Genomic DNA, 12,514 nt, shown 5'->3' with positions numbered 1-12,514 from the left:
GCCTCAGGCCCGCAGCCCCCGGTAGTGGAGGGCGAGGGCGCCCTTCAGCCCCGGATCCAGCGCCGCGCCGAGCGTCGCGAAGCCGCTCAGCCACGACAGCAGCGCCGCGAAGTAGAGGGCGAAGATGTTGTGCGCCGCGGCGAGCGGGTCGATGTCGCCCGCGACCTCGCCGCGCGCCTGGGCGTCGCGCACGAGGCCCGCGATGCGGTGCAGGAACGCGAACGTGAGGGCGTTCAGCCGCTCCCCGTTCGGGCCCGACGCGCCGGGAAAGGCCTTCACGAACGCCCGCGACACGACCGGCTGCTCGCCGTACATCGCGAACAGCTCCTTGAACACGTGGAGCAGCTGCGGGAGCAGGGGCTCCTTGCGCGGCAGCCCCTCGAACGCCGCGTCGACCGCGGCCGCGAGCCGGTCGTGCATCACCATCATGAGCAGGTCGGCCTTGTCGCGCGCGTGCACGAACACCGTCCCCGTCGCGACCTCCGCGCGCTCCGCCACCGCCTTGGTCGTCGTCTCGTCGTAACCGAGCTCCGTGAAGAGCGCCCACGCGGCGTCCCGGATCCGGCGGCGGGTGTCGAGCTTCTGCGCGGCGCGCCCGCCGCGCTCCGGCGCCGGCGCGGCCGCCGCGGCCGGCGCGGCGGCCCCCTTCCGGCGTTTTGTCGGGCCTGTGCTGACCTTGCTCATCTCCGCGCAATCTGCTGGCGCCTGTAGTTCCAAGTCAAGCCGGGTGTACCCCTTGACAGAGCGAGCCCTAAGAATGACCATGGTCACTGACTTAAGTCATTGAACGAGGGTGGTGCCATGGCTCTGGTGCATTACGACGAAGGCCTCACGATGCGGGCGGCGCGGACGATCTACTTCGACGTGAACCGCTTCGGCGCGGACGGCGGGTACGGGGATGCGTGGGTGGACTTCAAGCTCGGCCCGCTCCCCGTTCCGTTCCCGAACACGCGGGCGCGCGTGCACGCCGTCCGCTACCACGACCTGCACCACGTGCTGACGGGCTACGACACGAGCACGATCGGCGAGTTCGAGATCTCGGCCTGGGAGCTCGGCGCCGGTTGCAAGGACTTCGCCGCGGCGTGGCAGCTCAACCTGGGCGGCCTCTTCGCGGGGCTGCTCTCGGCGCCACGCCGCACGGTCCGCGCGTTCCTCCGCGGCCGCCGCAGCGAGAGCCTGTATGGCCGCCCCTTCGAGGCGCTGCTCGACCGCACGGTGGGCGAGCTCCGCCGGGAGATGCGCGTGGACTCACCTTCTTCCAGCCCGGCGGCCATCGACGTGCTCTGGCTCGCGCTCGCGAGCCTCGCGGGCCTCGCCGTGGCCGTCATGGGGCTCGCGGTCGCGCTCGTCGTGGCGCCGATCGGGATCGTGAACCTGGCGCTGCGCCGGCACCGCGCCCGCCCAGCTTGACCTGGCGCCGCAGGCGCACGAGGATCCGCCCCGTGCCCCAGCGAAAACGCTACCTCTTCGTCTGCGTCAACCGCCGCCCGGACGGCGTTCCGAAGGGCTCCTGCGCCCAGCGCGGCGCCGAGGGCCTCCACGCGCAGCTCAAGGCCGCCCTCGCCGAGCGCGGCCTCGCGAAGGTCGAGGCGCGCGCCTGCTCCGCGAGCTGCCTCGACGTCTGCTGGGTGGGCCCGGTCATCGCGGTCGAGCCCGACGGCTACTTCTACGGGCGCGTGACCCCCGCGGACATCCCGGAGATCGTCGACGCCCTCGCGTCGGGCGGCCGCGTCGAGCGGCTCGTGCTCCCGCCGGAGGACTTCACGGAGGCGACGGCCGGCCCGCCGCTGCCGGCGCCGCCCCGCGGCACGCCCCCGGCGTCGTGATGGGCGGGGGCGTGATGCGCGGCTTCGAGTTCTGCGAGACCATGGCCGGGAGCTTCCACCTGGTCGAGTCCCCCGCCGACGAGCGGCCCATGTCGTTCACGATCCGCGCGCGCTCGCGCGGCCTGCTCCACTTCCTGCGCAAGCCCGAGGTCGAGATCGAGGGCGAGATCGACGCCGAGGGGTTCGCCGACCACCGCTACCTGACCGGGCGGCTCGGGCTCGACCTCGCGCGCACCGGCACCCTGCCCTACTCCTTCGAGTTCACCGCGAACGACGGGCGCCGCTGCGCGTTCGCCGGCCGCAAGACCGTGCGCCCCCGCGACCTCCTCGCGTCGATGACCGTCCTGCCCGGCGTCCTCGTCGGCGAGGGGGGCGCCGTCCTCGGCGAGGCGCTGCTCCGCTTCGACCTGCGGAGCGATCTGCTCCGGTTCCTAAGGAGCTTCCGGACCTCGAGGTAGCGACCATGCGAAGGCTCGAGCCCGCCGCGAGCGCGGTCATCGTCGTCGACGTCCAGGAGAAGCTCGCGGCCGCGATGCCGGCGCCCCAGATGGCCGCCCTGACCCGCGCCGCGACGGTGCTGATCGAGGCGGCGCGGCGGCTCGGCGCGGCCGTCATCGCGACCGAGCAGTACCCCGCGGGGCTCGGCCGGACCATCGCGCCGCTCGCCGAGAAGCTCGCCGAGGCCGGCGCGCCGGTCCTCCCCAAGATGGAGTTCTCCGCCTGCGACGCCCTGGAGTTCGAGCGCGCGTTCCTCCAGCGCGCGCCCCGCGCCGCGATCGTCGTCGGCATGGAGGCGCACGTCTGCGTCTTCCAGACCGTGCGCGAGCTCGCCGCGCGCGGCGTCACGGTCCACGTGCCCCTCGACGGCGTCGCCTCGCGCCGCGACGACCACCGCCTCGCCGGCCTCGACCTCTGCCGCGCGGCGGGCGCCACCATCACCACCGCAGAGACCGTCGTCTTCGACTGGCTCAGGGTCGCCGGGACGGACGACTTCCGGCACCTGTCGAAGCTCATCCGCTGAGCTGGCCGCGGCTTCGCCGGGCCGGACGCTCTGACAACGTCGTCGTGTCACTTTGTCAGCCGCGCCGATCGGACTTTGTCAGACCCGTGCTCAGCCGGACACCTGGTGGACATCCGGCCACCGTCTGTGACACAGTGGCGCATGGCTGACGATCTGGCACAAGGCGGACCCCCGCCGAGCGCGCCTCCGCCGGCGGGCGCGGCGCCGCCGCCCGGCGCACCGACGGTCCTCGTGGTCGACGACGAGCCGTCGAACGTCGCCTCGATCGAGAAGATCTTCCAGCGCGACGGCATGCGGGTCATCACCGCGGACAGCGCCAAGGCGGCGCTGGAGATCGTGCGCAGCCGCCGCGTCGAGGTCGTCCTCACCGACCTGATGATGCCGGGGGTCAGCGGGCTCGAGCTGCTCCGGGCGCTGAAGCAGATCGCGCCCGACACCGAGGTCGTGATGATGACCGCGTACGGGACCGTCGAGACAGCGGTCCAGGCCATGCGCGAGGGCGCCTACGACTTCGTGGAGAAGCCGCTCAAGCGCATGACGATCATCAAGAGCGTGCGCAAGGCGGCCGAGCGCCAGTCGCTCGTCGCCGAGAACCGCTCGCTGCGCCAGGAGATCAAGCTGCTCACGAAGCGCGAGATCGTCGGCTCGAGCCCGACGCTCCGCCGCGTGCTCGACATCGCGACCCAGGCGGCGCCCTCGAGCGCCACGGTGCTCGTGCTCGGCGAGAGCGGCACCGGCAAGGAGCTGCTCTCGCGCTTCATCCACGAGCGCAGCGCGCGGTCGCGGGGGCCGTTCGTCGCGGTCAACTGCGCGGCCATCCCGGAGACCATCCTCGAGGCCGAGCTCTTCGGCCACGAGCGCGGGGCGTTCACCGGCGCCCTCGCGAAGCGCGAGGGCCGCTTCGCCAAGGCGGCCGGCGGCACGCTGTTCCTCGACGAGATCGGCGAGCTCTCGCCCGCCGTGCAGGTGAAGCTCCTCCGCGTGCTGCAGGAGGGCGAGTACGAGCCCGTCGGCGGCGACACGGTGCGCGCCGACGTCCGCCTCGTCGCGGCCACCAACAAGGACCTGCGCGCCGAGGTCGCCGCGGGCCGCTTCCGCGAGGACCTGTTCTACAGGCTCAACGTGATCGCGATCACGGCGCCCCCGCTCCGGACCCGGCGCGAGGACATCCCGCTCCTCGTCGACCACTTCCTCGGCGTCTACTGCTCGAAGAACAACCGCCCCCGCCTGGAGGCGCCGCGCGACGTGCTCGCGCGCCTCACCGACTACACGTGGCCCGGCAACGTCCGCGAGCTCGAGAACGTGATCGAGCGCGCCGTGGTGCTCTGCCGCGCCGACCAGCTCTCGGTCGACGACCTGCCCGACTTCATCCGCGAGGCAGCCCCCGCCGAGCCGAGCTCGCTCACCTTCTCGGTCGGCACCCCGCTCGACGAGGTCGAGCGCAGGCTGATCCGCGAGACGCTCCGCCACGCCCGCGGCGACAAGTCCGTGGCCGCGCAGCTGCTCGGCATCTCCACGCGCACCATCTATCGCAAGCTCGGCGAGCTGGAGTGACGCGGCGCGCGCACCCCGGCGGTCAGGGCCCGCTCCGGCCCGCCGGCACCCCCCGTGAAAATCCATTTGTCACTTTGGCAATCGAGGCCGCCCCGCGCGCCGCGGGTGCGTCACCTTGGCGGGACGGCTACCGTACTTCCGTGAAAATGATGGGGAACTGTCAGCAATTGGCCGCTGGCATGGAACTCGCCTAGAGGAGCATGGGCGCATGGGCATCGACGCGATCCTGAAGCGGTATTTTCCCTGGGTTCTAGGCGTGCTGATCGCGCTCGCCGCCTATTTCCAGGCGTCTGGCATGGGTCAGCTGGTGGCCTCCAGCGTCGCTGTCGACGCGCCGCCGCCGCCGCCGCCGAGCCCCCCGTCGCGCGCGGGGGGGCTCGGGTCGAGCGCGAACACGGACCACGCGACGAGCGCCGGGGCGATCCTCTCGCGCAACCCGTTCGACTCGGTCACGGGGCCGCTCGACGGCAAGCCGGTCGAGCTCCCGAGCGTCCAGCAGGAGATGAACAACAAGGACCCGTACGCCGATCCCTCGTGCGACGGCGCCCGCGTCCTGCTCATCACGCAAGCCGAGGATCCGGCGTGGTCGTTCGCGGCCATGGCCGGCTCGGACGGCAAGGCGATCTTGCGACGGCAAGGGGATGAGATCAGCGGGCAGACCGTTTACTACGTGGGGTGGGACCGGGTCTGGCTGACCTCCGGCAGCTCGCGGTGCCAGGCCATCGTGGGCGGCCACAACGCCGGCGCGCGGGCCAGCGCCGCGGCGACGCCCGCGCCCGCGGCGCCGGCCACGACGTCGACGTCGAAGGCGCCCGCCCGCGGCGGCAAGAAGGTCCCGCCCGAGATCGCCTCGAAGATCCAGCGGGTGAGCGAGACGGAGTTCAACGTGGAGCGCAGCGCCGTCGACCAGATCCTGGAGAACCAGGGCGAGCTGATGCGCTCTGCGCGCATCGTCCCCGAGAAGGAGGGCGACAAGGTGGTCGGCATCCGTCTGTTCGGGATTCGACCGGACTCGCTGCTCGGGACGCTCGGCCTGGAGAACGGAGATCGGCTGTCCAGCATCAACGGGTTTGAGATGAGCGACCCGCAGAAGGCCCTCGAGGCCTATGCGCGGCTCCGGACGGCGGACCGGCTCACGGTGAGCGTCAACCGCAAGGGCAAGCCGATGAACATCGACTTCAACATCAAGTGAGCGCTGCGGACTGAATCCCAGGACGAAAGCAGGGTAGCGGCAATGGCGCGATGGATCGGGAGACTGAACGAGGGGAGCCTGCTCCGGCGGACCCTGATGTACATCGGCACGTTCGTCCTCGGCTCGCTCACGTTCGTCGCGGTCATGAGCCTCGTCCTCGTGTCGGTCGCGAGGGCCGTCCTGCCGCCCCGCAACGTCGATGGGCCCGCGGCGGAGACGACCGATGAGGCCGATCAAGAGGCCACCGCCGGGACGAGCAAGAGCGCCCTGGGCAAGACATCCCGCTCGAAGCGGTCGCGGCTCCCGTCGCAGGCCGAGCGCGAGAGCGCGCCGAGCGCGCCGGACGCCGACTGAGCGGCGCCGCCCCCCCTTTACCAACCCACGCAACGAATATCGAGCCGACTGATGGTGATGACGACCCTCGAGCGACCCCGCTGCCTCCGGAGGAGGCTCCTCGCCGCGCCGGTGGCGGCGCTCGTGCTCGCCGCGGCGGCCCCGCCCGCCGCAGCGCAGCCCGCGAACCGCAACGCGCCCGTGCTGCGGACCCCTGGCCAGAGCACGCCGGCGCCCGGCCGCCCCGGGATCCCCCCGGGCGCGGGCGCGCCGGGCGCTCCAGCGGCGGGCGCTCCAGGCGCGGGCGCCCCAGCGGCCGGCGCTCCAGGCGCGGGCGCCCCAGCGGCCGGCGCGGGCACGCCGGGCGCCGCGGCGGACACCGGAGATGATCCGCTCGCCGCGGTCAAGCAGGGCGTCCAGGAGATCGAGTTCAAGCCGAAGCCCGGCGGCTACAAGGTCAGCTTCAACCTCGACGAGGCCGACCTCCCCGAGCTCGTCAAGGCGATCAGCAACATCACCGGGCGGCGCTTCATCTACGGCGGCAAGCTGCGGCAGATCAAGGCGACGGTGTACGCGCCGGAGAAGGTGACCGTCGCCGAGGCGTACAGCGCGTTCCTGTCGATCCTCGCCTCGAACGACCTCACCGTCATCCCCCACGGCCGCTTCCTCAAGATCGTGGAGACGCCCGGCGCCGTGTCGGAGACGACCCCCGTGTTCGGGGCCGCCGCGCCCGTGCCCGCGGAGGACCGGTTCGTCACCCGCATGTACCGGCTGTCCCATATCGACGCCAACGACGCGGGCGGCGTCCTCACCAAGTTCAAGTCGAAGGACGGCGACGTCACCGTCTACCCGCCCGGCAACCTGCTCATCATCACGGACACCGGGTCGAACATCCAGCGCATGCTCCGGATCGTCGAGGAGATCGACGTCGGGGGCGCCGGCGATCAGCTGTGGGTCCAGCCGGTCCACTACGGCTCGGCCGCGGAGGTCGCGACGAAGCTGAACGAGATCGTCGACCCCAGCCGGGGTGCGGGGGGCGGCGGGAGGCCCGGCCGGGGCGGCGCGGGCGGCACCGGCGCGCGCATCATCGCCGACGACAGGACGAACTCGCTGGTCATCACCGCCTCCGAGCCGGACTACCTGCGCGTCCTCGGCATCCTGAAGCGCCTCGACGTGCCGCAGTCGGGGGAGGGGCAGGTCCACGTGCTCTCCCTCCAGCACGCCGGCTGCAAGGAGCTGTCGGCGACGCTGAACCAGGTGCTCGGCGGCGGCGGGGGGGGCGGCGCCGCCGCGGCCGTGGGCGGCAGGGCGGGCGCGCGCAACGCCCCCGCGGTGCCCGGCTCGACCGACGACATCTTCGAGGGCCAGGTCAAGGTCACCTGCGACGAGGCGAGCAACAAGCTCCTCATCACCTCGTCGCCCCACGATTACGCCCAGCTGCGCGCCGTGATCGACGAGCTCGACGAGCCGCGTCGGCAGGTGTTCATCGAGGCGGTGATCATGGACGTGAACGTCAACCGCTCGCTCGACTTCGGCATCGGCTACCACGGCGGCGACACCTTCGAGGGCCGGGCCGCGGACGACAGCCTGGTGTACGGCGGCAACAACGTGCTCACCTCGGTGGCCGGTCTGCCGGGGCAGGATCAGCTCGGCGCGCTCGCGCTCGGCGTCCGGGGCCCCGAGCTCCCGGGCACGAACAACATCTTCCCGGGCCTCTCGATCCCGGCGTTCGGCATCGTCCTCCACGCGATGGCCCAGGACGGCGACTCCAACATCCTCGCGACGCCGCACATCCTCGCGACCGACAACGTGCCGGCCGAGATCTCGATCGGCCAGAACATCCCGCTCCAGACCAACGTGGGCGGCGGGATCAGCTCGCTCGCCGGCCTGGCGGGCGCGGCGGGTGGCGCCGCGGGCGCGGCCGGGCTCGGCAGCCTGCTCGGCGGGCTGACAACCGGCACGGCCGCTCGCCAGGACGTCGGCACGAAGATCAAGGTCATCCCGCACGTCAACGACTCGGATCAGGTGCGGCTGGAGCTCACCGAGGAGATCTCGGACGCCGGCGCCCCCCTGGGCGCGCTCGGCGCGATCCCCATCAACAAGCGCACCGCGAGCACGACCCTCATCGTCAGGGACCAGCAGACCGTGGTGATCGGCGGCCTCGTGCGCGACAGCATGACCACCCAGGAGACCAAGATCCCGGTGCTGGGCGACATCCCGGTGCTCGGGTTCCTCTTCCGGCAGCGGAAGACCCAGAAGTCCAAGACGAACCTCCTCCTCGTGCTGACGCCCTACGTCATCCGGGATCAGGAGGACCTCCGGGCCATCTTCGAGCGCAAGATGCAGGAGCGGCAGGAGTTCATCGACCGCTACTTCGTCTTCAGCGACAGCGCCGCGTGGGAGCCGCCGCGCGACTTCGGCCGGGCGAACGGGCTCGTCGAGGACATCCGGCAGTCGATCCTCACCGAGGAGGAGCGCGCGCGCCTCGAGGAGGAGGCGCGCCCGAAGGGGCCCATGGAGCACTCGCCGGTGGAGCCGGTGGGGCTGCCCGTGTTCGGCGGCAAGACCGGCAGCGCCGGCGGGGCGATGGCGCCTGGTATGGTCGAGATGGACGGGGACGCCCCGCCGCCCCCGCCGCCGAACGGGGCCGCGCCCCCGCCGCGTCCCTCGCGGAGGCCGATCGGCGGCGGGCGGCAGATGGAGCGCGTCGAATGAGCACACAGCAGCAGTACCTTGGCGAGATCCTGGTCCGGCGGGGCGTCGTCCCCGCGGAGCGGCTCGCGCCGCTCTACGACACCGTCCGCGAGCGCGGGCAGCCGCTCGCGGACCTCATCGTGTCGTCCAACATCGCCGACGAGGCGAGCATCGCGCGGGCGCTCGCGGAGGAGTGCGAGGTCGGCCTCCTCCAGCGCATCGACATCGACGCGGTGCCGCTCGAGCTCGCGAGCCGGGTGCCGATCACCTACGCCAAGCAGCACAAGATCCTGCCGCTCGCCGAGCACGACGGGGTCGTCTACTGCGCCACCGCCGACCCCCTCGACACGACCGCGATCGACGACGTGCGGGCGCTGTTCGGCAAGCCGGTAGAGATCGCCGTCGCCACGAGCGACGTCGTGCTGAACGCGATCAACCGCATCTGGGAGAAGAAGGAGGACGGCGGGACGAAGCTCGAGGGCGAGGCGGCGCTCGAGGAGGACAACCTCGTCGACATCATCGACTCGGACGACGACGCCCCGATCATCGCCTGGGTCAACGGCCTCTTCGCGCAGGCGGTCCGCGAGCGGGCGAGCGACATCCACATCGAGCCCGAGGAGCGCGACGTCGTCGTCCGCTACCGGATCGACGGCGAGCTCTACGTCGCGAAGCGCGCCTCGAAGCAGTTCATGGCGCCGATCATCGCGCGCGTGAAGATCATGGCGTCGCTCAACATCGCCGAGAAGCGGCTCCCGCAGGACGGCCGCATCACCCTCAAGATCGCGGGCAAGAGCGTCGACATCCGCGTCTCGACGGTGCCGACGAGCCGCGGCTTCGAGCGGATCGTCATGCGTATCCTGCACAAGGCGTCGGTCCTGCTCGGGCTCGACGACCTCGGCTTCGCGCCGCGCGAGTACGCCCTGATGGACGGGCTCATCACGCGGCCGGACGGCATCATCCTCGTCACCGGCCCGACCGGCAGCGGCAAGACGACCACGCTCTACGCCTGCCTCAACCGCATCAACGAGCCGAGCCGGAACATCCTCACGGCCGAGGACCCGGTCGAGTACGAGATCGGCGGCATCCACCAGATCCACGTCCACCCGGGGATCGGGCTCACCTTCGCCTCGGCGCTGCGCGCCTTCCTCCGGCAGGACCCGGACGTGATCATGGTCGGCGAGATCCGCGATAAGGAGACGGCAGAGATCGCCATCCACGCGTCGCTGACCGGTCACCTCGTGCTCTCGACCATCCACACGAACGACGCGGCCGGCGCCGTGACGCGCCTCGTCGAGATGGAGATCGAGCCGTTCCTCGTGCGAAGCAGCGTGATCGGCATCCTCGCCCAGCGCCTCGTGCGCCTGCTCTGCCCGACCTGCAAGGTCGCCTACCGCCCCTCGGACCACGAGCTCCAGCAGCTCGGCCTCGACCACGACCGGCTCGCCTGGAAGGCCCGGCGGAAGTTCTCGAACCGGTACGGCGTGCACGGGCAGAAATACGACTACATCGGGCAGGACATCGAGCGGTCCGTGTTCTACAAACCCGGGGGCTGCGACGCCTGCAACCAGAAGGGCTTCATCGGCCGGCGGGGCATCTACGAGCTGATGATCATCGACGACGCGGTGGGCCCGCTCATCCTGAAGAGCGCGGACGCGCAGACCATCAAGCGGGTCGCCATTTCCCAGGGGATGGACACGCTCCGTGACGACGGGGCGCGCAAGGTGCTCCAGGGCACCACCACCGTCGAGGAGGTGCTCGCGGCGACACAGGAAGACGTCATCGTCGACGAGTAGGGGACGCCGTGGCGGTATTCGAATACAAAGGCATCCTCGTCGGCACCGGCAAGCCGGTCAAAGGGGTCCGCGACGCGGAGAACGCGAAGGCCCTCCGGGTCGCCCTGCGCAAGGACGGCATCATGCTCACCGGCGCGACCGAGGAGCAGGCCGCGAAGGCGAAGGCGAAGCGCGATCTCAAGCTCTTCGCCTTCGCCGGCCGCCCCTCGACGTCCGAGGTCGCCATGATGACCCGCCAGCTCGCGACGCTCATCGGCGCCGGCATCCCGCTCTTCGAGTCGCTCAACGCGCTCATCGAGCAGGTCGAGAAGGAGTCCCTGAAGAGGGTCCTCACGCAGGTGCGCGAGCAGGTGCGCGAGGGCACGAGCTTCGCGAAGGCCCTGGAGGCGCACCCCACGGTGTTCCCGCCGCTCTACGTCAGCATGGTGCGCGCGGGCGAGGCGTCCGGCACGCTCGAGGGCGTGCTGCTCCGCCTGACCGTCTTCATGGAGAACCAGGCGAAGCTCGTCGGCAAGGTGACCGCCGCCCTCGCCTACCCGGCGCTCATGGCGATCATCGGCATGGGGCTCATCTCGGTCCTCATGATCGCGGTCGTGCCAAACGTGAAGGACATCTTCGCGTCGATGGACCAGACGCTGCCCTGGTACACCGCGGCGCTCATCGGCACCTCGGAGTTCGCTGCGAGCTACTGGTGGCTCGTGCTGCTCATGCTCGCCGGCGCCATCTACGGGTTTCGCCGCTGGCTGCGCACGCCGAAGGGGCGGCTCCGGTGGGACACGTTCGTGCTCAGGGCGCCGATCTTCGGCAAGCTCATCCAGATGCTCTCCATCGCGCGCTTCGCGCGGACCCTCGCGACCCTGCTGTCGTCGGGCGTCGCGCTCCTCAGCGCCATGGACATCGTGCGGAGCGTGCTCGGCAACGCCGCCCTGGAGAAGGTCATCGCCGACGCCATCGGGTCGATCCGCGAGGGCCAGAGCATCGCCGATCCGCTGAAGCGCAGCGGCCGCTTCCCGCCGATCGTCATCCACATGATCGCCATCGGCGAGAGGAGCGGGCAGCTCGAGGCGATGCTGGAGAACGTGGCCAACGCCTACGACAACGACGTCGAGATGCGCGTCCAGGTGCTCACGAGCCTGCTCGAGCCGCTCATGATCGTGATCATGGGCGGCGCGGTCGCGTTCATCGCGATATCCATCCTCATGCCGCTCATGCAGATGTCGAACTTCGTCGGGTAGAGGGCACATGGGGCGCCGCAGGCAGCGAGAGAGCACGATCTTCTTCCCCTGGGAGCGCGGCGGCGGGCTCTTCCGGCGGAGCGGCGTGGCGCGGGCGCGGCCGTTCGCCGCCGGCCTCGGCATGGTGCTCCTCCTGCTGCTCCTCGGCGCGCGGGAGCGGCGGCTCGTGGGAATTCGATCGACCCGCGCCACGTTGTCCGTAGTCCACGGGGCGATCACGCTGTACCGCGCCGATCACGAGCGGCGGTGCCCGGCCTCGCTGGAAGAGCTGAAGCGCGAGGGGTACCTCGCGATCGACCCGGTCGACGCGTGGGGCAGGCCGCTCCGGCTCACCTGCCCTGGCAGGAGGGATCCGGAAGGATACGATCTGATGAGCGACGGACCGGACGGCGAAGTCGGCGGCCTTGACAGGGTGGAGTGAGAGATATGGAGACGAACAGGGCAAAGAGGATTCGAAGGTTGGGCCGGAAGCTCTCGCGGGGCGTGACCCTGATCGAGGTGCTGATCGTGGTGACGATCATGGCGGTCATCGCCGGCGGCGCCACGCTCGTGCTGTGGCCGAAGCTCGAGGCCGCGAAGGTCCGGAGCGCATACACCGGCACGTCGGTCATCAAGACGGCGGCGGATCAGTACCAGAACCTGGGCGCGGGCGGCGAGGCCTGCCCGACCATCCAGGCGCTCGTGAGCGCGAAGCAGATCGACGCCAACAGGACGGACGACCCCTGGGGCCAGCCGTACCGGATCAAGTGCGACGAGGGCGAGATACGCGTCTTCTCGGTCGGCAAGGACAAGAAGGAGAACACCCCGGACGACATCCGCGACAACATGCGGCAGTCCGAGGTCAACAAGATCGCGGAGATGTAACG

At 71.0% G+C, this 12,514-nt stretch carries 13 protein-coding genes; 12 read left to right on the top strand and 1 reads right to left on the bottom strand.

Going from position 1 to position 12,514, the window contains the following annotated elements:
* Positions 1–3: 3 nt before the first annotated feature.
* On the bottom strand, positions 4–684 hold the full coding sequence (locus tag WME89_RS53175; protein WP_438007122.1) for a TetR/AcrR family transcriptional regulator: 681 nt from the start codon (positions 682–684) through the stop codon (positions 4–6).
* Between the two features lie 117 nt (positions 685–801).
* Here WME89_RS53175 and WME89_RS53170 point away from each other — a divergent pair, with 117 nt between their 5' ends.
* The 12 genes from WME89_RS53170 to WME89_RS53115 all read left to right on the top strand — a co-directional run bounded on the left by WME89_RS53170 (position 802) and on the right by WME89_RS53115 (position 12,512).
* Positions 802–1,410 carry a hypothetical protein gene (locus tag WME89_RS53170; protein ID WP_438007121.1) on the top strand — a complete coding sequence of 203 codons (609 nt, stop codon included), beginning with the start codon at positions 802–804 and terminating at the stop codon, positions 1,408–1,410.
* Positions 1,411–1,442: 32 nt separating this feature from the next.
* On the top strand, positions 1,443–1,826 hold the full coding sequence (locus WME89_RS53165; protein ID WP_438007120.1) for a (2Fe-2S) ferredoxin domain-containing protein: 384 nt from the start codon (positions 1,443–1,445) through the stop codon (positions 1,824–1,826).
* A gap of 14 nt (positions 1,827–1,840) precedes the next feature.
* Positions 1,841–2,284: a hypothetical protein gene (locus WME89_RS53160; protein WP_438012082.1), complete on the top strand. Its 444-nt coding sequence runs from the start codon at positions 1,841–1,843 to the stop codon at positions 2,282–2,284.
* Between the two features lie 5 nt (positions 2,285–2,289).
* On the top strand, positions 2,290–2,847 hold the full coding sequence (locus tag WME89_RS53155) for an isochorismatase family protein (RefSeq protein ID WP_438007119.1): 558 nt from the start codon (positions 2,290–2,292) through the stop codon (positions 2,845–2,847).
* A gap of 141 nt (positions 2,848–2,988) precedes the next feature.
* On the top strand, positions 2,989–4,401 hold the full coding sequence (locus tag WME89_RS53150; protein WP_438007118.1) for a sigma-54-dependent transcriptional regulator: 1,413 nt from the start codon (positions 2,989–2,991) through the stop codon (positions 4,399–4,401).
* A 208-nt stretch (positions 4,402–4,609) separates the two neighbouring features.
* Complete coding sequence (gspC, locus tag WME89_RS53145) at positions 4,610–5,593, top strand: type II secretion system protein GspC (RefSeq protein ID WP_438007117.1); 984 nt, start codon at positions 4,610–4,612, stop codon at positions 5,591–5,593.
* Between the two features lie 42 nt (positions 5,594–5,635).
* Complete coding sequence (locus tag WME89_RS53140; protein ID WP_438007116.1) at positions 5,636–5,947, top strand: hypothetical protein; 312 nt, start codon at positions 5,636–5,638, stop codon at positions 5,945–5,947.
* A gap of 51 nt (positions 5,948–5,998) precedes the next feature.
* The gene (gene gspD, locus WME89_RS53135; RefSeq protein ID WP_438007115.1) at positions 5,999–8,641 is read left to right on the top strand and encodes a type II secretion system secretin GspD; all 2,643 of its coding nucleotides are present in this window, start codon (positions 5,999–6,001) and stop codon (positions 8,639–8,641) included.
* The gene (gene gspE / locus WME89_RS53130; protein WP_438007114.1) at positions 8,638–10,413 is read left to right on the top strand and encodes a type II secretion system ATPase GspE; all 1,776 of its coding nucleotides are present in this window, start codon (positions 8,638–8,640) and stop codon (positions 10,411–10,413) included. Before gspD ends, gspE begins: the two co-directional genes overlap by 4 nt.
* An 8-nt stretch (positions 10,414–10,421) precedes the next feature.
* Positions 10,422–11,648: a type II secretion system inner membrane protein GspF gene (gene gspF, locus WME89_RS53125; RefSeq protein ID WP_437622649.1), complete on the top strand. Its 1,227-nt coding sequence runs from the start codon at positions 10,422–10,424 to the stop codon at positions 11,646–11,648.
* 7 nt (positions 11,649–11,655) lie between these two features.
* Entirely contained in the window at positions 11,656–12,069 is a 414-nt protein-coding gene (locus tag WME89_RS53120; RefSeq protein WP_438007113.1) for a type II secretion system protein GspG, read from the top strand.
* Positions 12,070–12,107: 38 nt separating this feature from the next.
* Positions 12,108–12,512 carry a prepilin-type N-terminal cleavage/methylation domain-containing protein gene (locus WME89_RS53115; protein WP_437622647.1) on the top strand — a complete coding sequence of 135 codons (405 nt, stop codon included), beginning with the start codon at positions 12,108–12,110 and terminating at the stop codon, positions 12,510–12,512.
* Positions 12,513–12,514: the final 2 nt, after the last annotated feature.

The organism is Sorangium sp. So ce321 (genome assembly GCF_051530195.1).
Classification (GTDB): Bacteria; Myxococcota_A; Polyangia; order Polyangiales; family Polyangiaceae; genus Sorangium.
Note: the sequence above shows the minus strand (reverse complement) of the source record. Positions and strands in the feature narration are given on the sequence as shown.

Excerpts from the sequence above, each read along its gene's own strand:
- gspD (WP_438007115.1), top strand. The coding sequence starts at position 5,999 with ATGGTGATGACGACCCTCGAGCGACCCCGCTGCCTCCGGAGGAGGCTC.
- gspE (WP_438007114.1), top strand. The coding sequence starts at position 8,638 with ATGAGCACACAGCAGCAGTACCTTGGCGAGATCCTGGTCCGGCGGGGC.
- WME89_RS53140 (WP_438007116.1), top strand. The coding sequence starts at position 5,636 with ATGGCGCGATGGATCGGGAGACTGAACGAGGGGAGCCTGCTCCGGCGG.
- WME89_RS53120 (WP_438007113.1), top strand. The coding sequence starts at position 11,656 with ATGGGGCGCCGCAGGCAGCGAGAGAGCACGATCTTCTTCCCCTGGGAG.
- gspC (WP_438007117.1), top strand. The coding sequence starts at position 4,610 with ATGGGCATCGACGCGATCCTGAAGCGGTATTTTCCCTGGGTTCTAGGC.
- WME89_RS53170 (WP_438007121.1), top strand. The coding sequence starts at position 802 with ATGGCTCTGGTGCATTACGACGAAGGCCTCACGATGCGGGCGGCGCGG.
- WME89_RS53155 (WP_438007119.1), top strand. The coding sequence starts at position 2,290 with ATGCGAAGGCTCGAGCCCGCCGCGAGCGCGGTCATCGTCGTCGACGTC.
- WME89_RS53175 (WP_438007122.1), bottom strand. The coding sequence starts at position 684 with ATGAGCAAGGTCAGCACAGGCCCGACAAAACGCCGGAAGGGGGCCGCC.
- WME89_RS53150 (WP_438007118.1), top strand. The coding sequence starts at position 2,989 with ATGGCTGACGATCTGGCACAAGGCGGACCCCCGCCGAGCGCGCCTCCG.
- WME89_RS53160 (WP_438012082.1), top strand. The coding sequence starts at position 1,841 with ATGCGCGGCTTCGAGTTCTGCGAGACCATGGCCGGGAGCTTCCACCTG.